The organism is Symbiobacterium ostreiconchae (genome assembly GCF_055396975.1).
In genome coordinates this window covers 761,550-783,366 of sequence record NZ_AP042454.1, presented here as the reverse complement: position 1 = coordinate 783,366, position 21,817 = coordinate 761,550, and the positions used below count along the sequence as shown (strand labels likewise).

The following is a 21,817-nucleotide window of genomic DNA, read 5'->3' as shown; positions in this document are numbered from 1 at the left end:
GCGGTGGAGAAGCAGTTCGACCCCATCCTGCAGGACGAGCTGTACATCGAGCGGCTGGAGAACGGCCTCACCGTCGCTGTGCTCGTGAAGCCCGGTTTCCGGCAGTCCACCGCCCGGGCAGCGGTGCACTACGGCTCCGTCGACAGCTGTTTCGTCGATCCGCAGTCGGGCCGTCAGGTGCAGGTGCCGGATGGCATCGCGCACTTCCTGGAGCACAAGCTCTTCGAAGGGCCGGAAGGCAACGTGGCCGACCGGTTCGCGGAGCTGGGGGCGGACGTCAACGCCTACACGACGCACACCCACACCGTGTACTACTTCACGACGACCGGCCACTTCGAGGCCTGCCTCGACCTGCTGCTGAACTTCGTGCAGGAGCCCTGGTTCACCCCGGAGTCGGTGGCCCGGGAGCAGGGGATCATCGAACAGGAGATCCGGATGTACCTGGACGATCCCGGCTGGCGCTCCAGCGCCAACCTGATGGAGGCCCTGTACGTCCGGCACCCGGTGCGGCTCGACATTGCCGGCACGGTGGCGTCGATCCGCCAGATCAACCCGGAGCTGCTCTACCTGTGCCACCGGATCTTCTACCACCCCTCCAACATGGTGCTCTTCGCCGCCGGCGACCTGGACCCCCGGGCGGTGGTCGACCAGGTCCGCGCGGCCTGCGCCCGCCGCGACTACCCCGTCCAGCCGGCGATCGTGCGCTGCCTGCCCGAGGAGCCCCAGGCCATCGCCGCGCGGCGGCGGGTTCAGGAGCTGGTGGTCAGCCAGCCGATCTTCCGCCTGGGGTTCAAGGAGAAGGAGGTCGGCTTGACGGGGCGGCCCTTGCTGGAGCGGGATCTGCTGACCGCCATGCTGCTGGACATCCTGGTGGGCAGGGGTTCGCCGCTCTATACCCGGCTCTACGAAAGCGGGCTGATCGACCAGCGCTTCGGATTCGGACACGCGCCGGAGGTCACGTTCGGCTACACCTACCTGGCGGGACCCACGCCGGACCCGGAGCGGCTGGAGGCCGAACTCCTGGCCGGGCTGGCCGAGGCGCAGGCGGCGGGCGTGGATGAGGCCGACTTCGAGCGCGCGCGCCGCAAGCTGATGGGCCGCCTCCTCAACCTGATGAACGACCTGGAGGGGATCTCCTACCTGTTCATCGACGGGTTCTTCAAGGACATCGCGTTCTTCGACGGGATCCCTGTCCTCCAGTCGCTGACGCCGGACGCGGCCAACCGCCGCCTCCGTGAGCATTTCGATCCTGCCCTGGCGGCGACTTCGATCATCGCACCGCGCCAGTAGGCGGGCTCCGCGGCGGGCGGGGATGTAGAGCACAGACGGGGGATGGTCGGCTGTGCCGCGTAGTCCCAGGCGTAGACTATTAGAGTCCGAAGGTTGGATTTTCAATTGTTTGCTTGTGGGGTATTCTCTAAGCGTAGGCGATCACTTGGGTCGGCTGAGGCCAAGTTCAGCGGTTGACCCCCCAATCAGCCGCTGGCGACGCAGTAGTCGACCTGGATAGATTGCAGCTACCGATTCAGTCGGTCGACCCGAGGATCACCCACCGCTCACCCTCCTTTGTTCCGGTCCTCAGCCTGCCCCCACGGGTTGAGGACAACCCTCCCCTTTGCCGTAGCCAGCGTCCTCCCCCCACGGGACGCTGGCTCCCTTTTTTGTTGTCCTTGACTGGTTTAAAGCGACAGCGTAGTCGTTTGCCTCCCGGGATTAGCGGTTCCTATAATGAGAGCAGGCTAATGCGGGAGGTTCACTGCATGGATACGGTTGAACTCGGCGCCCACTTGACCCTCCCGGAAGTCGTGGCTGTCGCCCGGCACGGCGCGCGCGTCGCGCTTCCGCCGGAGGTGCGGCAGCAGGTAGCCAGGGGGAGCGAGATGGTGGAGCGGCTGGCGCGCGAGCGCCGGCCGGTTTATGGCATCACCACTGGCTTTGGGAAGTTCAGTGATGTTCCCATTTCGGCTGAACAGACAGCGGCCCTCCAGCGCAATCTACTGATGAGCCACGCCTGCGCCGTCGGCGAGCCGCTCGCGCCCGAAGTGGTGCGGGCCATGCTTCTGCTGCGCGCGCAGGCGCTTGCGCGCGGCCACTCGGGCATCCGGGTGGAGACGCTGGAGATGCTGGTCGCCTTCCTCAACCTGGGCCTCATCCCCGTCGTGCCGCAGCAGGGCTCCCTGGGCGCGAGCGGCGACCTCGCGCCGCTCGCGCATATGTGTCTTCCGCTGATCGGCCTGGGCGAGGCGATCGTGGGGGGCGAGCGGCTGCCGGGGGCGGAGGCCCTGCAGCGGGTGGGGCTGCGCCCGCTCACGCTGACGGCCAAAGAAGGGCTCGCCCTGATCAACGGCACGCAGGCGATGACCGCCCTGGGCAGCCTCGGCCTGCACGACGCACAGGTGCTGCTGAAGACGGCCGACATCGCCGCGGCCATGACGGCCGAGGCGCTCGGAGCCATTCCGTCGGCCTGGGACCCGCGCGTGCAGTCGCTGCGGCTGCACCCGGGGCAGCAGGCCGCGGCCCGCAACCTGCGCCGCCTGACCCAGGGCTCCCGCCTCACCACCCGGCCCGGGCAGATGCGCACCCAGGATCCGTACACCCTGCGCTGCCTTCCGCAGGTGCACGGCGCCAGCCGCACCGCGATCGAACACGTCGCCCAGGTGCTGGACTGGGAGATGAACGCCGTAACCGACAACCCGCTGCTGTTCCCCGAGGATGACGAGGTGATCTCCGGCGGCAACTTCCACGGGCAGCCGGTCGCGCTGGCCATGGACTACCTGGCGATCGCCGTCGCCGAGCTGGGCGACATCGCGGAGCGGCGCATCGAGCGGCTGGTCAACCCGCAGCTTTCCGGGCTGCCGGCCTTCCTCACCCGCAACGGCGGGGTCCACTCGGGGCTGATGATCACCCAGTACACGGCGGCGTCGCTGGTGAGCGAGAACAAGGTGCTCGCGCACCCGGCCAGCGTGGATTCCATTCCGTCCAGCGCCAACCAGGAGGACCACGTCTCGATGGGAACCACGGCCGCCCGCAAGGCGCGGCAGGTGGTGACCAACGTGCGCCGTGTGCTGGCCATCGAACTGCTCTGCGCCGCCCAGGCGCTGGAGTTCGTCGGCCCGGACCGGCTGGCCCCGGCCACCCGCGCCGCCTACGACGCGGTGCGTGAGCGCGTGGCGCCGCTCAGCGGCGACCGGGTGCTGGCGCCGGACATTGAGGCCCTCGCGGACCTTGTGCACAGCGGGGAACTGGTCGCCGCCGTGGAGGCGGTGGTGGGAACCCTGGAGTAGAGCAGTCATCGAGCAACGAGGGGGTATGGAGATGACCCGGACGGTTCGCGCCCCGCGCGGCACGCAGCTCTCGTGCAAGGGGTGGCAGCAGGAGGCCGCCCTGCGGATGCTCATGAACAACCTGGACCCTGAGGTGGCGGAGCGGCCGGAGGATCTGGTGGTGTACGGCGGCCGCGGCAAGGCCGCCCGCTCCTGGGAAGCCTTCGACGCCATCGTCAGGGCGCTGCGCAGCCTGGAGGACGACGAGACGCTCCTGATTCAGTCCGGCAAACCCGTCGCGATCTTCCGCACCCACCGCATGGCCCCGCGCGTCCTGATCGCCAACTCCAACCTGGTCGGCCGCTGGGCCACCTGGGAGCATTTCTGGGAGCTGGAGCGCAAGGGGCTGATGATGTTCGGCCAGATGACCGCCGGCTCGTGGATCTACATCGGGACGCAGGGCATCCTGCAGGGCACCTACGAGACGTTCGCCGAGGCCGCCCGGCAGCACTTCGGCGGCAGCCTGAAGGGACGGCTGGCCCTCACCGCGGGCCTGGGCGGCATGGGCGGCGCCCAGCCGCTGGCGGTGACGATGAACGAGGGCGTCGCCATCATCGTGGAGGTGGACGAGGCGCGCATCCAGCGCCGTCTGGATCACCGCTACCTGGACCGCATGACCCGCAGCCTGGACGAGGCCCTGACGTGGGCCCGGGAAGCGCAGGCCAAGGGCGAGCCGCTCTCCATCGGCCTGCTGGGCAACGCCGCGGAGGTCTACCCGGAGCTGGTCCGCCGCGGGGTGATCCCCGATGTGGTGACCGACCAGACATCGGCCCACGACCCCCTGAACGGCTACGTCCCGGAGGGGCTCTCGGTGCAGGAGGCGGCTGAGCTGCGCAAGACCGATCCGAAGGCGTACATCCGGCGGGCCAAGGCCAGCATCGTGAAGCACGTGCAGGCGATGCTGGACATGCAGAAGGCGGGGGCCGTGGTGTTCGACTACGGCAACAACATCCGGCAGCAGGCGTACGAGGAAGGGCTGAAGGACGCCTTCGCCTTCCCGGGCTTTGTGCCGGCCTTCATCCGGCCGCTGTTCTGCGAGGGCAAGGGCCCCTTCCGGTGGGTGGCGCTCTCCGGCGACCCGGAGGACATCTACAAGACCGACCGGGCGATCATGGAGCTCTTCCCCGAGAACCAGTCGCTGCGCCGGTGGCTGGAGATGGCGCAGAAGAAGGTCCACTTCCAGGGGCTGCCCGCCCGCATCTGCTGGCTCGGGTACGGCGAGCGGGTCAAGGCGGGCCTGAAGTTCAACGAGATGGTCGCGAGCGGCGAGCTGAAGGCGCCCATCGTGATCGGGCGCGACCACCTGGACGCCGGATCGGTGGCCTCGCCCAACCGGGAGACCGAGGCGATGAAGGACGGTTCCGACGCGGTCGCCGACTGGCCGCTGCTGAATGCGCTGGTGAACACGGCCGCGGGCGCGACCTGGGTCTCGATCCACCACGGCGGCGGCGTGGGCATCGGCTACAGCCAGCACGCCGGCATGGTGGTCGTCGCGGACGGCACCGAGGAGGCGCGGACGCGTCTGGAGCGGGTGCTGACCACCGACCCGGGCATGGGCGTGGTGCGCCACGTGGACGCCGGGTACGAGAAGGCGCTCCAGGTCGCCCGGGAGCGGGGCATCCGGCTGCCCATGAACGAGTGACCGTGAGTCCATCCGGGGGAGGAGGCGTTTCCTTGAATCCGAACGCGCTCGTCCAGTGTGTGCCCAACTTCAGCGAGGGACGCCGGCCCGAGGTCATCGAGGCCATTGCCGGGGCCATCGCGGCCCAGGGGGTGAAGGTGCTCTCGGTCTCGGCCGATGCCGACCACAACCGCTGCGTCGTCACCTTCATCGGTTCGCCGGAGGCGGTGGCCCGGGCCGCCCTCCGGGGGGCCGAGGCGGCCATCCGGCTCATCGACCTGAACCACCACAAGGGCAGCCACCCGCGCATGGGCGCGGTGGACGTGATCCCCTTCGTGCCGGTCTCGGGCTGCACCATGGAGGACTGCGTCGCCCTGGCCCGGCAGGTGGGCGAGGCTCTGGGCAACATGGGGGTGCCGGTCTTCCTCTACGAGGAGGCGGCGGCCCGCCCCGAGCGGCGCAACCTCGCCGACGTGCGCCGCGGGGAGTTCGAGGGGCTGCGCGAGCTGATCGGCGCCGACCCGGCGAAAGACCCGGACTTCGGCCCGAAGCGGATCCACCCCACCGCGGGATGCACCGCCGTGGGGGCCCGCATGCCGCTCATCGCCTTCAACGTCAACCTGGGCACCTCCGACCTTTCCATCGCGAGGAAGATCGCCAGGGCCGTACGCGGCTCCAGCGGCGGCCTGGTGCACTGCAAGGCGATCGCCGTGCCCCTCGCCGACCGCAATCAGGTGCAGGTGAGCATGAACATGGTCAACTACAAGGAGACGCCGCTGCACCGGGCGTTTGAGCTGATCAGGCTGGAGGCGGAGCGGTACGGGGTGCCGGTGGTGGGCTCGGAGATCGTCGGGCTGGTGCCCGTCGACGCCCTGGTGGGCGTGGCCCGCCATTACCTGCGGCTCGAGGGTTTCAAGACCGACCAGGTGCTGGAGAAGCGGCTGGTCGAGTGAGGGCGGCTGGCCGGACAAGCGGCCGGGCCCGTGAGCGCCGCCGTCACGGCGACGGCGGCCGTCGGAGCGAAAGCGCGGGGGTGAAATGGCCATGACGCCGGTGGATCTCCTGATCGTGGGCGCAGGCGAGCTGGTGACGATGGCCGGGGGGCCGCGCCGGGGCGACCGGATGAAGGATGCGGGGGTCATCCCCGGCGGCGCGCTGGCCGCACGGGACGGCCGCATCGTCGCCGTGGGGCCGGCGGATGAGGTGCTGGCTGCGGTGGAGACCGGTCCCGGCACCCAGGTGATCGACGCCCGGGGGCGGGCGGTCATCCCGGGCTTCGTCGACCCGCACACGCACCTCTGCTTCGCCGGCGACCGGGCGGAGGAGTTCGCCCTGCGCCTGGGCGGTGCCACCTACCAGGAGCTGGCGGCGCGGGGCGGCGGCATCCTGAAGACCGTGCGGGCCACGCGGGCCGCCAGCCAGGGGGAGCTCGTGGATCTGGGCCTCAGGCGGCTGGATCAGCTGGCCCTGAACGGGACCACCACGGTCGAGGTGAAGTCCGGCTACGGGCTGAACACCGACGACGAGCTGAAGCAGCTGCGGGCGATCCGCGAAATGGGCCGCCGCCATCCGCTGACTGTCGTGCCGACCTTCATGGGCGCGCACGAGGTGCCGCCGGAGTACCGCAGCCGCCGGGAGGGCTACGTCGACCTGCTGGTGGAGGAGATGCTGCCGGCAGTGGCCGCGCAGCCCGGCCTGGCGAGGTACGTCGACGTCTTCACCGAGCAGGGGGTCTTCTCGGTGGCGGAGTCCCGCCGCATCCTGGAGAAGGCGAAAGCGCTGGGGTTCGGCGTGAAGGTGCATGCCGACGAGCTCTCGGACCTGGGCGGGGCCGCGCTGGCGGCGGAGCTCGGGGCCATCAGCGCCGAGCACCTGCTCCACACCACGGACGAGGGGCTTGCCCGGCTGGCCGAGGCGGGGACCGTGGCGGTGTGCCTGCCCGGCACCTCGTTCTGCCTGATGAACGCGCCGTACGCCCGGGCCCGGCGCATGATCGAGCTGGGCTGCACCGTGGCCCTGGCCAGCGACTTCAACCCGGGTTCGTGCCCGGCCTACGCGATGCCGTTCATCATCACGCTGGCGTGCATGCACATGGGGCTGGATCCCAGCGAGGCGCTGGCGGCGGCGACCATCAACGCCGCGGCCGCCATCGGCCTGGAGGCGGAGGTGGGCTCGCTGGAAGTGGGCAAACTGGCTGATGTGGTCATCCTGTCGACGCCGACCCACTGGCACATTCCCTACCACATGGGCATGGGCGTGGTGGAGAAGGTCGTCAAGCAGGGAAAGCTCATCGTGGACGAGGGAAGGGTAGTCAGGAGGTAGTGGCGACGAATGCGCACAGCTGAACAGACGATCGGGGCGTTCTGCGAACAGGTGGCCGCTTCGACCCCGGCCCCCGGCGGCGGGGCGGTGTCCGCGGTGGCCGGGGCGCTGGGCGCCAGCCTGGTCTCGATGGTGGCCGGCCTGACCCGGGGGCGGGAGAAGTACCGGGAGGTGGAGGCCGACATGGCCGCGGCCCAGGAGGCCGGCGGGCGGGAGTCCGCGGCGCTGCTGGACCTGGCGGACCGGGACCAGGCGGCGTTCAACCAGGTGATGGCGGCCTTCGCCCTGCCCAAGGCGACGGCGGAGGAGAAGGCGGAGCGGCGGAAGGCCGTGCAGGCGGCCTACCTGGAGGCCACCCGCACGCCGCTGGAGACGATGGAACGCTGCCTGGAGGTCATGCGGCACGCGCTGGCGGTGGTGGCCAAGGGCAACCCCAACGCCGCCAGCGATGCAGTGGTGGGGCTCCTGATGGCCTCAGCGGGCTTCGAGGGGGCCCTGTGGAACGTGGCGATCAACCTGGGCTCCATCCAGGACGAAGCTTTCCGGCAGGAGGCGACGGCGGCGGTGGAGCGCATGCGCAGAGAGCGGGAGGAGGTGCTGCAGGCCTTTCGCAGCCTGATTCCGGATCCGGTGGTTCGGTTCATGAAGCAGCAGTAGGCAGTGTGGCGACCAGTGGAGGAGGAAGGGACCTTGCTCTCTGACATCGCAATCGCACAGCGTGCACGGCTGGAACCGATTACGAAGGTGGCTGAGCAGATCGGACTGGGCCCCGATGACCTGGAGCTGTACGGCCGTTACAAGGCCAAGGTGGCCGCACACGTGTGGCCGCGCGTGCGGTCCAACCCCGACGGCAAGCTGATTCTGGTCACCGCCATCAGCCCGACCCCCGCAGGCGAGGGCAAGACCACGGTGACAGTGGGGCTGGGCCAGGCGATGTCCCGCATCGGCAAGAAGGCGGTGATCGCCCTGCGGGAGCCCTCCCTGGGACCGGCCTTCGGGGTCAAGGGCGGTGCGGCCGGGGGCGGCTATTCGCAGGTCGTTCCCATGGACGAGATCAACCTGCACTTCACCGGCGACTTCCACGCCGTGACCAGCGCCAACAACCTCCTGGCGGCGATGATCGACAACCACCTGCACCAGGGGAACAAGCTGGGCATCGACCCGCGGCAGATCACGTTCAAGCGGGTGCTGGACATGAACGACCGGGCCCTGCGCTCGGTGGTGGTCGGCCTGGGCGGCAAGAACGGCGGCGTGCCCCGGCAGGAGGAGTTCATGATCACCCCGGCCTCCGAGGTGATGGCCACGCTCTGCCTGGCCGAGGACTTGGCCGACCTGAAGCGGCGCTGCGGCGAGATCATCGTCGGGTATACCTACGAAGGGGACCCGGTGCGCGCGCGGGACCTGAAGGCGGAAGGCGCGATGGCGACGCTGCTGAAGGAGGCCATCAAGCCGAACCTGGTCCAGACGCTGGAAAACACCCCGGCCTTCGTGCACGGCGGGCCCTTCGCGAACATCGCCCACGGCTGCAACACCGTCACGGCGACCCGCCTGGCCCTGAAGCTGGCGGACTACGTGATCACGGAGGCGGGCTTCGGCGCCGACCTGGGGGCGGAGAAGTTCATCGACATCAAGTGCCGGCTCGCGGGGCTGCGGCCTGATGCCGTGGTCATCGTGGCCACCATTCGCTCGCTGAAGATGCACGGCGGGCTGAAGAAGGACGAGCTGGGCCGCGAGGATCTGGAGGCGCTGCGGAAGGGCAGCAGCAACCTGATGCGCCACCTCCACAACGTCACGAAGGTGTTCGGCCTGCCCGCGGTGGTGGCGATCAACCGCTTTGCCGCCGACACCGAGGCGGAGATCGGCCTGCTGCGCGAGCTGGTCGAAGAGGCCGGCGCCACGGCCGTGGTGGCGGACGTCCACGCCCGCGGCGGCGAGGGCGGCGTGGAGCTTGCACACCGGGTGGTGGAGCTGGTCGAGGAACCGAACCGCTTCAGCTTTGTCTACGACGACGACGACAGCCTGAAGACCAAGATCGAGAAGGTCGCCACCCGCATCTACGGGGCCGACGGGGTGGACTTCACCCGGGAGGCCAGCCGCATGCTGCGGAAGCTGGAGAACGAGGGGTTCGGGCGTGCGCCGGTCTGCATCGCGAAGACGCAGTACTCGTTCTCCGACGACCCGAAGAGGTTGGGGGCGCCGACGGGCTGGCGGCTGACGGTGCGGGAGGTGCGGCCCAGCGCCGGCGCGGGCTTCGTGGTGGCGCTCACCGGCGAGATCATGACGATGCCAGGGCTGCCCCCGATTCCCGCCGCGGAGCAGATCGACGTCTCCGAGGACGGGGAGATCGTCGGGCTGTTCTAGGCGAGCCGGGGCGATACGGGCTCCCGCGTGCAGGGAGAAGCGGAGGCCGGGGCGAATCACTCCCCGGCCTTCGTACAGTTTCGATACGAGGTGACTGAGGCGGTGTGGCGGATATCCTGCAGGGGCCGAACGCTGGAACTGGGAAAGCGGTCCGTGATCATGGGCATTCTGAATGTGACGCCGGATTCGTTCTCCGACGGCGGCCGCTGGGCGGAGCCGGAGCAGGCGGTGGCCCGCGCCCTGGAGATGCTGCGGGAGGGCGCGGACATTATCGACATCGGCGGCGAATCCACCCGGCCCGGTTATGCGCCCGTGCCGGCTGAGGAGGAGATGCGCCGGATTCTGCCGGTGGTCGCGGCCCTGCGCAGAGCGGCGCCGGATGCCTTCATCTCCGTGGACACGCAGAAGGCCGCGGTGGCCGAGGCGGCCCTGGAGGCCGGGGCGGACATCCTCAACGACATCTGGGGGCTGCAGGGCGACCCGGACATGGCGCGGGTCGCCGCCCGTCACCAGTGCCCGGTCGTGGTGATGCACAACCAGCACGGCACCGAATACCGGGAGCTGATCGGCGACATCCTGGCCTTCTTCCGCCGGTCCCTGCAGCTGGCCGCGGAGGCGGGGCTGCCTGAGGAACAGGTGATCCTGGATCCGGGCATCGGTTTCGGCAAGACGCCCCTGCAAAACCTGGAGGTCCTCCGGCGGCTGGGCGAGCTGCGGGTCCTGAACCGGCCCCTGCTCCTGGGCGTCAGCCGCAAGTCGACCATCGGGAAGGTGCTGGGCGGCCTGCCGCCGGAGGAGCGGCTGGAGGGGACGGCGGCGGCGGTGGCGATCGGCATCGCGGGCGGCGCCGACATCCTGCGGGTACACGACGTGCGGGCGATGAAGCGGGTGGCGCAGGTGGCTGACGCCATCGTGCGGCCCGGCCGCGGCGGCTTTGAGGGGTGAAACGGGACGTGGATCGGATCGTCATCACGGGCATGCGCTTCTACGCCTACCACGGCGTGCTGCCCGAGGAGACGCGCCTGGGGCAGGAGTTCCTGGTGGACGCGGAGCTCTACCTGGACCTGCAGGGCGCCGGCAGGGACGACGACATACGGCAGACGGTGAACTACGGGAAGGTCTACCGCACGGTGAAGGCGATCGTGGAGGGCAGCACCTTCAAGCTGATCGAGGCCGTGGCGGAGCGGGTGGCCGCCGAGGTCCTGGCCCAGTATGCGAACGTGCAGGCCGTGACCATCCGGGTGCACAAGCCGCGCGCGCCGATTCCCGGCGCCCTGGGCGGCGTGATGGTGGAGATTCAGCGGAGGCGGGAAGCGTGACCCGTGCCTACCTGTCGCTCGGGGCGAACATCGGCGATCCGGAGGGGCAGCTCATCGAGGCCCTGAGGCGGCTGGCCGCCAGCCCGGGAAACCGGCTGCTCGCGGTGAGCAGCCTGTACCGCACGGCCCCGCAGGGGCTCACGGATCAGCCGGACTTCCTCAACTGCGCGGCCCTGCTGGAGACGGACCTGGACCCATACGCCCTGCTGGCGCTGACCCAGTCCATCGAGACGGCCCTTGGGCGGGTGCGGTTGGTGCGCTGGGGGCCGCGCACCATCGACATCGACATCCTGCTCCACGGCGAGACGAGGCTGGACGAGCCGCGCCTCACGCTGCCGCACCCGCGCATGTTCGAGCGCGCCTTCGTGCTGGCGCCGCTCCTGGAGATCTGGCCGGCGGAGGAGGCCGTGGCCGGGATCCGCCGCGGGCGGCTGCAGGCCCGGCTCGACGGCCTGCCGGACCAGGCGGTGCTCCGGGTTCGGGACGGGGCCTCTTTGCTCAAGCAGATTCAAGGGGTACAATAAGACAGATGGGCAAGACACGCCGGCGCAGCCGGAACGTGAAGACGAGGAGGTCTGCTGAATGACCCTGAACCCAATTGCCGTCGAGGAATTGGTGCGCAGGGCCCTCATGGAGGACGTGGGTCCCGGCGACCTGACCACGTCTGCCGTCGTGCCGGCAGATGCCAGGTGTACCGCTCGGATCGTCGCAGGGGCGGCGGGCATTCTGTGCGGGCACCCTGTGGCCCGGGTGGCCTTCCTGGCACTTGACCCGACGCTGGTCTACGAGCCCCTGGCGCCCGAGGGAAGCGAGATCGAGGCCGGCGCGCCGGTCGCGACGATCTCCGGTCTGGCGCGGCCGATCCTGACCGCGGAGCGCATGGCGCTCAACCTGCTGCAGAGGATGAGCGGCATCGCGAGCGAGACCCGGCGCCTGGCGGACGCGATCAAGTACTACCACGCGCGCCTGGTGGCCGGCTGGGAGACGACCCCAGGCCTCAGGCTGATCGAGCAGTATGCCGTGCGGACCGGGGGTGGGCAGAATCTGCCCCACGGGCTGGCTGACGCCATCCTGATCCGGTCCGGCCACCTGGCCCTGGCGGGCGGCGTGCGCGAGGCGGTGGTCGCCGCCCGGAAGAGCGCGCCGCCGACCAGCCGCGTCGCGGTACAGGTGGACTCGCTGCAGCAGGTGCAGGAGGCGCTCGATGCCGGCGCGGACATCCTCAGGCTGGTCGGCATGGACCCCGACACGCTGAAAAAGGCCGTGGAACTGGCCTCCGGGAAGGCCGTGACCGAGGCCTGCGGCTCCGCGGACACCGCTCACCTCATCGAGATCGCGAAGACGGGCGTGGACATCATCAGCGTGTGCGACCTCACCCATACGGCAAGACCCCTGCCCTTCGGTCTAGCGGTGGGCGACTAAAGTGCTGGAAGAAGAAACCTGAAGATTGAGTGGTCAGTGGGGCTGACCATCGATTATAATAAAGGCACAGGAAGGGACCGAACCCCCAGGCGGGACGGCGGCGGGCCTTACCCGCAGAGAATCAGACGGGCCGCCAGGGGGGAGGAGGGGACTTCCGAGTCGGTTCCCGTGGAGGTGCTGGGGTTATCGACTCCGAACTGCATAGCGGTTGGCATGCGGCCCGGGTCGTTGACCCGGGCCGCACGCAGTCGTGCTATAATCGTGCATGAGTTTTTGTAGGGCTGGACCCGCGCAGTGCGGGCCGGCCACTGAGGAGGTCTTGCACGGTTGCTGCTCACCGTCGACGTCGGGAACACGTTCATGGTGGCGGGCGTGTTCGAGGGGCAGGATCTGCTCGCGGAGTGGACCCTCACCACTGACCCGAACCGGACCCAGGACGAATACGGCATGCTGTTCACTCAGCTCATGGTGCGCGCCGGCTTCTCACCCGGACAGGTCGCCGCTGCCGCGATCGCGTCGTCCGTCCCGCCGCTGATCCCGACACTGGAGTGGATGTGTCAGAAGTACTTCAACCTGAAGCCGCTGGTGGTCGGGCCGGGTGTCCGGACGGGCATGATGATCCGGTACGACAACCCGCGGGAGGTCGGGGCGGACCGGATCGTCGGCGCGGTGGCCGCGTTCGAGAAGTACGGCGGCCCGCTGATCGTGGTGGACTTCGGCACCGCGATCATCCTCGACGCCATCTCCGCCCGGGGGGAATACCTGGGCGGCGTCATCGCGCCCGGCATCGTGGTCTCGGCGGACGCGCTCTTCCAGTTTGCCGCGAAGCTGCCCCGGGTCGAGCTGGTGCGGCCGCGGAGCGCCCTGGCCCGGAACACGGTCCACGCCATGCAGTCGGGCATCATCTTCGGTTTTGCCAGCCTGGTGGACGAGCTGGTGGCGCGCATGGCCCGTGAGCTGGATCCGAAAGGGCAGGGGTGCAAGGTCGTCGCGACCGGCGAGCAGGCCGAACTCCTCCTTGGTGAGTGCGAGAGCATCCAGCACTACGACCCGTTCCTCACGCTGAACGGACTGCGGATCATCTACGAGCGGCATCAGGCCCACGCGCGGGGAGGAAGGTAGCGCCATGCTCCTGGCTGTCGACATCGGGAACACGAACGTCACCGCGGGCCTTTTCCTGGAAGACGAGCTGATCGCCACGTGGCGCATGGCCTCCGACCGGTCCGCGACATCGGATGAGTACGGACTGCGCCTGATCCAGATGCTGGAGCGGGACGGCTACACGCCGGCGGACATTACCTGCGCGGCCATGGCCTCGGTGGTGCCGCCCCTCAACCCGATTCTCGGCCGCGCGGTCCAGCAGTACCTGAAGGTGGAGCTGAAGGAGCTGACCAGCGATCTGCGCAGCCTCCCGGCGATTCGGTACGACAACCCCTCCGCCCTGGGGACCGACCGCCTGGTGAACGCCGTGGCGGGGTGGGAGATCTACGGGCGCCCCCAGGGACGGCCAGTCATCGTCGTGGACTTCGGCACGGCGACCAAGCTGGAATGCGTGAGCGACCGGGGCGAGTACCTCGGCGGCGTCATCGCGCCCGGCATCCGCACGGCCGCGGAGGCGCTGACCCGCCGCACCGCGCTCCTGCAGCGGGTCGAGATCCAGCGGCCGAAGGCGGTGATCGGGCGGAACGTGGTCGTCAGCATGCAGTCGGGCATCGTGTTCGGCTTCGCCGGGCTGGCGGACGGCCTGGTGCGCCGGCTGTCCCGGGAGATGGCGCCGGAGGGTCAGACCCCGGTCGTGGTGGCGACGGGCGGGCTCGCCGCGATGGTGGCGGCGGAGAGCCGGACCATTGAGCTGGTCGACCCCCATCTGACCCTGCAGGGGATCCGGCGGATGTACGAGCTGAACTGGCCGGATGCCTCGGCGGAGGCGTAGGGCCGCCGGGCAGGAATGGGCGAGCGCTCGGGCGAAACAGTGGCGTAGCGGTACACAACGCCATCCTGTCATCGGAGGTACCCCATGATCAAGTTGCGAACGCGGGCGGCCTGTGTGCTCGTCGCCCTGATGCTCATGCTGACCGGCTGTGCCAACAAGACGGCGCCGCAGGAGGAGGCCCCCACGCTGGACAAGCTGCGCGAGCGTGCTGCGGCGGCCTTCGACGGCACCGCTTCGAGCGCACAGCGCCGCACGGCCGCCGAGAACGCCGTGCGCGCGCTGCTGGATCTGCTCAGCCGGCCTGAGTCGTTCGAGATCCCGGATGAGGAGTGGGCGGCCTCCCCGCGGCCGGGCGTGGACGCGATGGTCCGCCATACGGACCTGGGCGCCGGCATCCACCTGTACGCGCTGGCTCTGCCGGGGCGGACCCTGGTGGATGAGATCGACCGGATCGCCGTCCAGGTGCGGTCCGGCAGCACGGCGCGCGCCTTTGAGCTTTCGCCGCTACCCGCCGGCCGGCTGATCGCCGCGCACCTGTACGATGTCCCGGGCACGCGGCAGATCACCCTCGTCCTGCAGGAGGACGAGCGGACCGGCTACCTCGTGCATTTCGCAGGCCCCGCCGGGGGCCCCTTTGAGCTGGTGGCCGACGCCTTCGCCGGAATGGAAGGGACTTACGGCCCGGTCCGGCTCGCGGCGGCGGACGGCGCGCTGCAGGCCACGGTGGAGCAGGGTCGCCTCGAGCCCGTTTTCCATGCGGAGGACGGTTCGCTGCACCTGGCCCCGGAGGTCTTCCTGAAGTGGGACGGCGGGTTCAGGCTGGTGGATGAATCGCGCTTCGACGCGTTTGCGCTCCTGGACATCGCCGCGGATCCGCTGCGGCGGTGCCAGCGGGAGGGCGACTGCCCCGAGGCGGTGACGGCGCTGGTGGGCACCTCCCGCCAGCAGGCGGCGGAGGCGGCGTGGAACCTGGCGAAGGCGAAGCTGACCCGCCAGCTGGAGGCGGGCTGGTCCGAGAGCTTCACCGCGCGCCTTCCGGCCGGTTCCCGGACCCTCGGGGACGAGGGGCGCGGGCTCTCCGTACAGGTGCTGACCCTGCCTGCGCCGGGCGAGTATCTGAAGGGGCGCGTCTTCAACCTGGTCCAGTTCCGGACCGGCGGCGTGCCCATGACCCGGGCCCTGGCCCTGCCGGGCGCGGTGGAAGCGGTGCGGGCCATGGCGCACCGCGGGATTCCGGCGATGCTGCTGGTGGTGGACGAGTCGCTCGGCGAGGAGGAACAGGAGACGGCGAGCCGCACCGTCTACCTGCTCCGGCTGGACGCGGGGAACGACTGGCAGTACGCCGCGGACTGGGTGGGCTACGTGACCCGGGCGCCGTATTGGAACATTGGCGAGGTGGGGCCCGACCGCATCACGATCTCCTGGGAGCGGGAGCTGCACCCGGAGTTTGCCGTCCGGCTGGAGGACGGCGAGGAGCCGCACGTGGCGGTGTGCCAGTCCCCCGACCGGTGCTACCACCTGACGTGGGTGGACGACCGGCTCCACGCACTGCCGCTGCTCACCCATTACATGGGCGAGCTCCGCCGGCCGCACGCGGAGGAGGATCTGGTGTGGGCCGCGGGCCAGCTGGGCGAGTTTCTCAGGCAGGTCGACCCGGCCTCCCTGCCGGGCGGACGCCTGGGCCAGCTGATTGATCCCGACGGGTCGCTGGGCATTCAGGTGTTCGACGTCGGGGAGAACACCCGGCTGATCGCCCTGCCGGCGAGCCCCAACGGCATGCACCTGGCGATGATCCACGCCCCGGGACAGGCCGAGCTGGTGAAGACCTACGACGGGCTTGTGACGCGGTGGGAGGGCGCCCAGATCGTCCAGGCCGGGCAGGAGAAGCGGCTCCTGCTGCTGGGCCGCTCCGACCGGGCGGCGGTGCTGATCGCCTACCGCCAGGAGGGCGGCCGGTGGGTGCCGGTCGACGCGCTGGATGAGCCCGTCAGCCGCAACATGTTCCTGACGCTGCGGGTGACGTACACGCCGGGCGCCGAGCGGCCGGCCCGCGGCCTCGTCGTCCAGAGCGCCGTGGGGCTTTCCGCCTCGCTGACCGGCGGCGGTGCGTCCTTCTGCGAGACGGGGCTCCTCTGCGTCCACTACCGCTACGACGGCGGGTGGACGCTGCGGTAGCGACAAGACAGCCTGCACCGTGCGTGCAGGCTGTTTCTTATCGGTGCGCTATTTTCCCTCGCCGCCGTGCATCCAGTCCGGCCCTTGCTGGCTGCCGACCCAGGCCTCGCCGTCTTCCCAGACCTCTTTCTTCCAGATCGGGACGATCTGCTTCAGCCGCTCGATGGCGTGCCTGCAGGCCTCGAAGGCGTCGGCCCGGTGGGGGGTGGCCACCGCGATCACGACGCTGGCCTCCCCGATGGCCAGCCTGCCGACCCTGTGCACGATCGCGACCCTGGCGCCGGGCCAGCGCTCTGCGATCTCCCGGCCGATCTGCTCCATCTGGGCCACGGCCATTTCGGGATAGGCCTCGTACTCCAGGTGGATCGTTCGCCGGCCCCGGGTCCATTCCCGCACGGTGCCGACGAACACCAGGGTGGCGCCCGAGTGCGGGTTGGTCACCCGGGCGGCGATTTCGTCGGCGGAGAGAGGCTCGGAGGTGATCTCGAACAGCGGGCGTCCGGCTTCCTGGGCGCCGCCGCTGACCGGGGGGATGAGCGCCACCTCGTCGCCGTCGGCTAGCACGCGGTCGGGGGTGGCATACTCACGGTTGACCGCCACGGAGAGCACCGGGACGAGACGGGCCAGGTTCGGGTACTGCTGCGTGAGGAGCTCGAGAAGCTGCGCGGGCGTGAGGCCGGCCCACTCGCCCTCCAGGGTCCGCCGGCCTACGGCATCGGCCGCTGCCGCGAAGAGTTTTACCGTTACCACTGGGAACCCTCCCGGGAATCGCGATGACTTGCCTACAGTATAGACCAGGGGGGAGAGCCCGTCCACCCGGTCGGGGCCCGTACCGGGACCTGCGCTTTCCACGGGAGAGCCGGTGGCGTATACTTGACCTTGGGAAGGGGGGCAGTCCATATGGTTGGCGTGGACCTCATGAGTGTGGCCATGATCGAGGAGACCGCAACCGTCATCCTGGTTCTGCGCGCGGCGGCCCTCAAGCGCCTCCTGGTGATGGAAGTGGGTCTGCTGGAGGGCCGGGCCATCGCGCTGGAAGTCGAAGGGGTCAGGACGCCCCGCCCGCTGACCCACGAGCTCACCCTGCGGGTGATGGAGGCCCTGGGGGCAACGCTGACCCGGGTGGTCATCCGGGACTACCGCGACCGGACGTTTTTCGCCAACCTGGAGCTGCACACTGCAGACGGCCGGGAACTCGTCATTGACGCCCGCCCCAGCGACGCCCTGGCCCTGGCGCTCCGGCTGAAAGTGCCCATCCTGGCCGAAGAGCGGGTACTGGAGGAGGCGGGCCTTGATGAGAACGAACTGTCAGAGCGGGAAGGGCGCCTGCGGCTGCCCGAGGACGATGGTGAAGGAAGCGAGCCCGTCCTGCATTAGCAGGGCGGACCTTCTGTGAAACGAGCCACTTGCGAGGAGGGACCTGGATTGCAACGTATGCTCGGAGAACTGAACCCGCCCGCGCGCCTTCTGATGGGCCCCGGCCCTTCCAACGTGGATCCGCGGATCCTGCGGGCGATGGCCACGCCGGTCATCGGCCATCTGGATCCTGCTTTCCTGGCGATCATGGACGAGACCATGGGCTGGCTGCGGGAGCTTTACGAGACGAAGAACCACCACACGGTGCCCATCTCGGCCACGGGTTCGGCCGGCGTCGAGACGATGATGGTCAACCTGCTGGAGCCGGGCGATGATGTGGTGGTGGGCATCATCGGCTACTTCGGCCAGCGGATGGCCGACGTGGCCTCGCGCACGGGGGCGAACGTGCGGGTGATCGAGGCGCCCTACGGCGAGGCGATTCCCCCCGAGCGGTTCGAGGAGGAGCTGCGGCGCAAGCCTGCCAAGCTGGTGGCCCTGGTGCACGCGGAGACCTCGACCGGAGTGGAGCAGGAGATCGCGCCGGTGGCCGAGATTGCCCACCGGTACGGCGCGCTCATTGCCATCGACTGCGTGACGTCGCTGGGCGGCATGCCGGTGAAGATCGACGAATGGGACGTGGACGCGGCGGCGTCCTGCTCGCAGAAGTGCCTGGGCGCCCCGCCCGGACTCTCGCCGGTCACCTTCAGCCCCCGGGCCATGGAGGTCGTCACCAGCCGGAAGACCAAGTGCCAGTCCTGGTACCTGGATCTGAACCTGCTCTTCGCCTACTGGGGCGACGGCAAGGCCAACACCCGGGTGTTCCATCACACCGGGCCGATCACGATGATCTACGCCATGCGGGAGGCCCTGCGGATCGCCCTGGAGGAGGGGCTGGAGGCCCGCTTCGCCCGGCACCGCAAGGCGCACGAGGCGTTCGTCGCCGGCCTGGAGGCGATGGGGCTCACGCTCTTTGCCCGTGGGAAGCAGCTGCCCATGCTGAACGTGATCAACATCCCCGAGGGCATCGACGACCTGGCGGTTCGCCGCCGGCTGCTGGAGCAGAACATCGAGATCTCCGGCGGCTTCGGCCCGCTGGCCGGCAAGGCGTGGCGCGTGGGCCTGATGGGTGTGAACGCCAACCCTGCGCCGGTCCTGACGCTCCTGGGCGCCCTGGAGGCGGCCCTGGCGGAGCAGGGGTACCGCTGTGAGCGGGGCGCGGCGGTGGCGGCTGCGCGCGAGGTGTACAAGCGGTAGCGCCGGTCCGGAAGGGGTCCACCTTAAGTACTGGTTGTAAACCAAGTCGCGCGTGTCCGGATGATGACGGCTGCGGCTGCTGCCCGTGCGGAACGGGCAGCAGCCGCATTTTTCGCGTGTTTGTCCCTTGGGCGGTTCGTCCCCCCTGACCGAAGACCCCACCGGAACGCGCACAGGCACTTCCTTCGTCCTCCGCCAATCCACCTCTCGGCCCATGCGAAGAATGCTCCCAAATATCCGCAGGATTCCCGGGGCCCTCGAGGGAACCATGCCGAGTAGAAGAACGGCGTGCCGCGGAGAGGAACGAAAGGAGGCGGGAATCCCCAGGACACTGGCGAGTGAACTGTTCCGGCGACACTGAACGGACCCACCAGGAGTCGAGTCCCAAGCAGCTGCAACTCACGTTTGCGAAAGGGAGGTACCAGCATGGCCGCGTCGGTTCAGAAGGACAAGACGCCTGCCTCGACCGGGTCAAGCTCGACGTTCGATCTGAAGAAGGTGTTGATCCTCCTCGCAGCAGTCGCTGTCTACCTGATCATCAGCAACCTCCCCCGACCCGAAGGCCTTTCCCATGAAGCACTGAAATCCATCGCCTTTATCATCTCCGCCGTGATCTTGTGGGTTACGGAAGTTATTCCCTCTGCAGTGGTGACCTGTGCCGCCATCATGCTGATGGGCCTCCTGAAGATCGTCCCGACGAAGGAAGCCCTGTCCAACTTCATGATCGCCACGGTGGTCTTCGTTTTTGCGGCCTTCATCCTGGCGACCGGATTCGTCCAGACGGGCCTCGGCCGGCGCGTGGCGCTGAAGGTCAGCGGCATGTTCGGTACCCGTTCCGACCGGGTGCTGCTCAGCTACATGCTGCCGACCAGCATCATCTCGGCGGTTCTGGCTGACATCCCGACGGCGATCATCTTCGCCGGCATCGCCCATCCGATTCTCCAGCAGAACCACTGCGAACCCGGCAAGTCCAACTTCGGCCGCGCCGTGATGATGGGCATCCCCATCGCGGCGGCGATCGGCGGGTTTGCCACGCCGGCCGGCAGTGGCCTGAACGTGCTGACCATCTCGCTCCTGAAGAGTACGGCCAACGTCGACATTAACTTCCTGCAGTGGACCGCGATCGGGTTCCCTGTGGCGCTGATCCTCACGTTCATCGCCTGGTGGATCGTGCTGAAGTTCTGCCCGCCCGAGATCGACACGGTGAAGGGGCTCGAAGACGTGGCGAAGCAGCGGGACGAGCTCGGCCCGATGACCGTGCGGGAGAAGAAGTTCCTGGCGGTGTTCGCCTGCGCCCTGGTGCTCTGGTTCACGCAGCCGTGGAACAAGATCGACACCGCCGTGGTTGCGATCCTGGCGGCGATGGCTCTGTTCCTCCCGGGCATCGATCTGCTCACCTGGGATGACGTGAAGGGCCGGATCGGCTGGGACGTGCTCTTCCTGATCGGTGGCGCGAACGCCGTGGGAATGGCGCTCTCCTCGACCGGGGCCGCCTCCTGGATCGCCTCCTCGCTCCTGGGCGGCCTGGCCACGGCCGGCGTGTTCGTGACCCTGCTGGTGGTCACGGCCTGGGGCATCTTCTCCCACTACGTCATCCCCGTCGCCAACGCCACGATCGCCGTGTCCATCCCCGTCCTGGCCGCACTGGCGGTGGAGATGGGCATCAACCCGGCGCTGCTCGCGATTCCCATCGGCTTCACGGCTTCCTGCGTGTTCGTGCTGCCGTTGGATCCCATCCCGCTTGTGACGTACAACTACAAGTACTGGACCTTCGGCCAGATGATGAAGCCCGGCCTGGTCATCTCCCTGGTCTGGCTGGTCATTATGGCCTGCGCCATGTACCTCGCCCAGATGATCGGGATTATCTAGGTCAGAAGGCCGGGTGATGCCTGACGGCCCGGTCGGCAGGCATCACCCCCTTCACCGGTGCAACTGGAGGGAAACGCTTGGCTCGAGAACAGTCGATCCTGCAGTCTGTCGACAACGCCCTGCGCGTGTTGGAGTCGTTTTCGGTGACGGAACCCGAACTGGGGATTGCCGAACTGAGCCGGAAGCTGGGGCTGGGCAAGAGCACGGTCTTCCGCCTGGTGTCCACCTTGGCGGCCAGGGGCTTCCTGGCCAAGAACCCGGCCAACGACAAGTATCGCCTGGGAATGAAGGCCCTGTACATCGGGGGACTCGCGCTCCGCCAGATTGACCTCGTCAAGGACTCCCGGCCCTTCCTGGACACGCTCGTCCTGAAGTCCGGCGAGGCCGCGCACCTGGCGATACTCGACGAGGGGCACATCATCTTCATCAACAAGGCGGAGAGCGGCCGGGCGATGAGCATGGGGTCGACGATCGGAGCGCGTATGCCCGCGTACATCACCGCCACAGGCAAGACGCTGCTGGCCCACCTTCCGGACGACGAGCTGGAGGCCTACCTGCGGCAGACCCAGTTCAAGCGGTACACGGCCAACACGATTACCGATCCGGACCAACTTCGCAGCTGTCTGCAGGAGATACGGGCCAGGGGCTACGGCACCGACATGGAGGAAAGCGAGGAAGGCCTCATGTGCATCGCCGCCCCGGTGCGGAACAACCGCGGGCAGGTGATCGCCGCCATGAGCATCTCGGGTTCGGCCGTGCGCATGCACCGCCGGTTCGACGAGTTCCGGCAGCTGGTCATGGAACAGGCCGAGGAGCTTTCCCGGACGCTGGGCTGGAATCCCTCCGTGAAGTGGTAGGTTCC

General features: G+C 68.9%; 19 protein-coding genes. 18 read left to right on the top strand and 1 reads right to left on the bottom strand.

Annotated elements, in window-relative coordinates; translation table 11 throughout:
* Positions 1-3: 3 nt before the first annotated feature.
* The 14 genes from yfmH (at position 4) to ACZ5UM_RS03755 (ending at position 16,476) form a co-directional block, all read left to right on the top strand.
* Positions 4-1,290 carry an EF-P 5-aminopentanol modification-associated protein YfmH gene (yfmH, locus tag ACZ5UM_RS03820; protein WP_464847040.1) on the top strand — a complete coding sequence of 429 codons (1,287 nt, stop codon included), beginning with the start codon at positions 4-6 and terminating at the stop codon, positions 1,288-1,290.
* A gap of 470 nt (positions 1,291-1,760) precedes the next feature.
* Positions 1,761-3,284 (top strand): histidine ammonia-lyase, encoded by a 1,524-nt coding sequence (gene hutH / locus ACZ5UM_RS03815; protein ID WP_464847039.1) that lies wholly within the window; start codon positions 1,761-1,763, stop codon positions 3,282-3,284.
* 25 nt (positions 3,285-3,309) lie between these two features.
* Entirely contained in the window at positions 3,310-4,965 is a 1,656-nt protein-coding gene (gene hutU, locus ACZ5UM_RS03810; RefSeq protein WP_464847038.1) for a urocanate hydratase, read from the top strand.
* A gap of 32 nt (positions 4,966-4,997) precedes the next feature.
* Positions 4,998-5,897 (top strand): glutamate formimidoyltransferase, encoded by a 900-nt coding sequence (ftcD, locus tag ACZ5UM_RS03805; RefSeq protein ID WP_464847037.1) that lies wholly within the window; start codon positions 4,998-5,000, stop codon positions 5,895-5,897.
* 91 nt (positions 5,898-5,988) lie between these two features.
* Entirely contained in the window at positions 5,989-7,266 is a 1,278-nt protein-coding gene (gene hutI, locus ACZ5UM_RS03800) for an imidazolonepropionase (protein ID WP_464847036.1), read from the top strand.
* A 9-nt stretch (positions 7,267-7,275) separates the two neighbouring features.
* Positions 7,276-7,923, top strand: a complete 648-nt coding sequence (locus ACZ5UM_RS03795; RefSeq protein ID WP_464847035.1) for a cyclodeaminase/cyclohydrolase family protein — start codon at positions 7,276-7,278, stop codon at positions 7,921-7,923.
* A 33-nt stretch (positions 7,924-7,956) separates the two neighbouring features.
* Entirely contained in the window at positions 7,957-9,627 is a 1,671-nt protein-coding gene (locus tag ACZ5UM_RS03790) for a formate--tetrahydrofolate ligase (RefSeq protein WP_464847034.1), read from the top strand.
* Between the two features lie 159 nt (positions 9,628-9,786).
* Positions 9,787-10,572, top strand: coding sequence for a dihydropteroate synthase (folP, locus tag ACZ5UM_RS03785; RefSeq protein ID WP_464847033.1), 786 nt, complete (start codon positions 9,787-9,789; stop codon positions 10,570-10,572).
* 8 nt (positions 10,573-10,580) lie between these two features.
* Positions 10,581-10,946 (top strand): dihydroneopterin aldolase, encoded by a 366-nt coding sequence (gene folB, locus ACZ5UM_RS03780; protein ID WP_464847032.1) that lies wholly within the window; start codon positions 10,581-10,583, stop codon positions 10,944-10,946.
* Positions 10,943-11,470 (top strand): 2-amino-4-hydroxy-6-hydroxymethyldihydropteridine diphosphokinase, encoded by a 528-nt coding sequence (gene folK, locus ACZ5UM_RS03775; protein WP_464847031.1) that lies wholly within the window; start codon positions 10,943-10,945, stop codon positions 11,468-11,470. Before folB ends, folK begins: the two co-directional genes overlap by 4 nt.
* A gap of 58 nt (positions 11,471-11,528) precedes the next feature.
* Entirely contained in the window at positions 11,529-12,368 is an 840-nt protein-coding gene (gene nadC / locus ACZ5UM_RS03770; protein WP_464847030.1) for a carboxylating nicotinate-nucleotide diphosphorylase, read from the top strand.
* 327 nt (positions 12,369-12,695) lie between these two features.
* Positions 12,696-13,490 carry a type III pantothenate kinase gene (locus ACZ5UM_RS03765; RefSeq protein WP_464847028.1) on the top strand — a complete coding sequence of 265 codons (795 nt, stop codon included), beginning with the start codon at positions 12,696-12,698 and terminating at the stop codon, positions 13,488-13,490.
* Between the two features lie 4 nt (positions 13,491-13,494).
* Positions 13,495-14,301, top strand: a complete 807-nt coding sequence (locus tag ACZ5UM_RS03760; RefSeq protein ID WP_464847027.1) for a type III pantothenate kinase — start codon at positions 13,495-13,497, stop codon at positions 14,299-14,301.
* Between the two features lie 84 nt (positions 14,302-14,385).
* Positions 14,386-16,476, top strand: coding sequence for a hypothetical protein (locus ACZ5UM_RS03755; protein ID WP_464847025.1), 2,091 nt, complete (start codon positions 14,386-14,388; stop codon positions 16,474-16,476).
* 48 nt (positions 16,477-16,524) lie between these two features.
* Here ACZ5UM_RS03755 and ACZ5UM_RS03750 read toward each other — a convergent pair whose 3' ends face one another.
* Positions 16,525-17,226, bottom strand: a complete 702-nt coding sequence (locus tag ACZ5UM_RS03750) for a molybdenum cofactor biosynthesis protein (protein WP_464847024.1) — start codon at positions 17,224-17,226, stop codon at positions 16,525-16,527.
* A 150-nt stretch (positions 17,227-17,376) separates the two neighbouring features.
* Between ACZ5UM_RS03750 and ACZ5UM_RS03745 the strand changes: the two genes are divergently transcribed.
* The 4 genes from ACZ5UM_RS03745 (at position 17,377) to ACZ5UM_RS03730 (ending at position 21,812) form a co-directional block, all read left to right on the top strand.
* Positions 17,377-17,853 (top strand): bifunctional nuclease family protein, encoded by a 477-nt coding sequence (locus tag ACZ5UM_RS03745; RefSeq protein WP_464847023.1) that lies wholly within the window; start codon positions 17,377-17,379, stop codon positions 17,851-17,853.
* A 57-nt stretch (positions 17,854-17,910) separates the two neighbouring features.
* Positions 17,911-19,086 (top strand): pyridoxal-phosphate-dependent aminotransferase family protein, encoded by a 1,176-nt coding sequence (locus ACZ5UM_RS03740; RefSeq protein ID WP_464848269.1) that lies wholly within the window; start codon positions 17,911-17,913, stop codon positions 19,084-19,086.
* 426 nt (positions 19,087-19,512) lie between these two features.
* On the top strand, positions 19,513-20,955 hold the full coding sequence (locus ACZ5UM_RS03735) for an SLC13 family permease (protein WP_464847022.1): 1,443 nt from the start codon (positions 19,513-19,515) through the stop codon (positions 20,953-20,955).
* Positions 20,956-21,032: 77 nt separating this feature from the next.
* A complete protein-coding gene (locus ACZ5UM_RS03730; protein WP_464847021.1) occupies positions 21,033-21,812 on the top strand; it encodes an IclR family transcriptional regulator in 780 nt (259 codons plus the stop codon).
* The last annotated feature ends 5 nt before the right edge of the window (positions 21,813-21,817 follow it).

Excerpts from the sequence above, each read along its gene's own strand:
- hutH (WP_464847039.1), top strand. The coding sequence starts at position 1,761 with ATGGATACGGTTGAACTCGGCGCCCACTTGACCCTCCCGGAAGTCGTG.
- hutU (WP_464847038.1), top strand. The coding sequence starts at position 3,310 with ATGGAGATGACCCGGACGGTTCGCGCCCCGCGCGGCACGCAGCTCTCG.
- hutI (WP_464847036.1), top strand. The coding sequence starts at position 5,989 with ATGACGCCGGTGGATCTCCTGATCGTGGGCGCAGGCGAGCTGGTGACG.
- ACZ5UM_RS03795 (WP_464847035.1), top strand. The coding sequence starts at position 7,276 with ATGCGCACAGCTGAACAGACGATCGGGGCGTTCTGCGAACAGGTGGCC.
- folP (WP_464847033.1), top strand. The coding sequence starts at position 9,787 with ATGGGCATTCTGAATGTGACGCCGGATTCGTTCTCCGACGGCGGCCGC.
- nadC (WP_464847030.1), top strand. The coding sequence starts at position 11,529 with ATGACCCTGAACCCAATTGCCGTCGAGGAATTGGTGCGCAGGGCCCTC.
- ACZ5UM_RS03760 (WP_464847027.1), top strand. The coding sequence starts at position 13,495 with ATGCTCCTGGCTGTCGACATCGGGAACACGAACGTCACCGCGGGCCTT.
- ACZ5UM_RS03755 (WP_464847025.1), top strand. The coding sequence starts at position 14,386 with ATGATCAAGTTGCGAACGCGGGCGGCCTGTGTGCTCGTCGCCCTGATG.
- ACZ5UM_RS03745 (WP_464847023.1), top strand. The coding sequence starts at position 17,377 with ATGGTTGGCGTGGACCTCATGAGTGTGGCCATGATCGAGGAGACCGCA.
- ACZ5UM_RS03740 (WP_464848269.1), top strand. The coding sequence starts at position 17,911 with ATGCTCGGAGAACTGAACCCGCCCGCGCGCCTTCTGATGGGCCCCGGC.
- ACZ5UM_RS03735 (WP_464847022.1), top strand. The coding sequence starts at position 19,513 with ATGGCCGCGTCGGTTCAGAAGGACAAGACGCCTGCCTCGACCGGGTCA.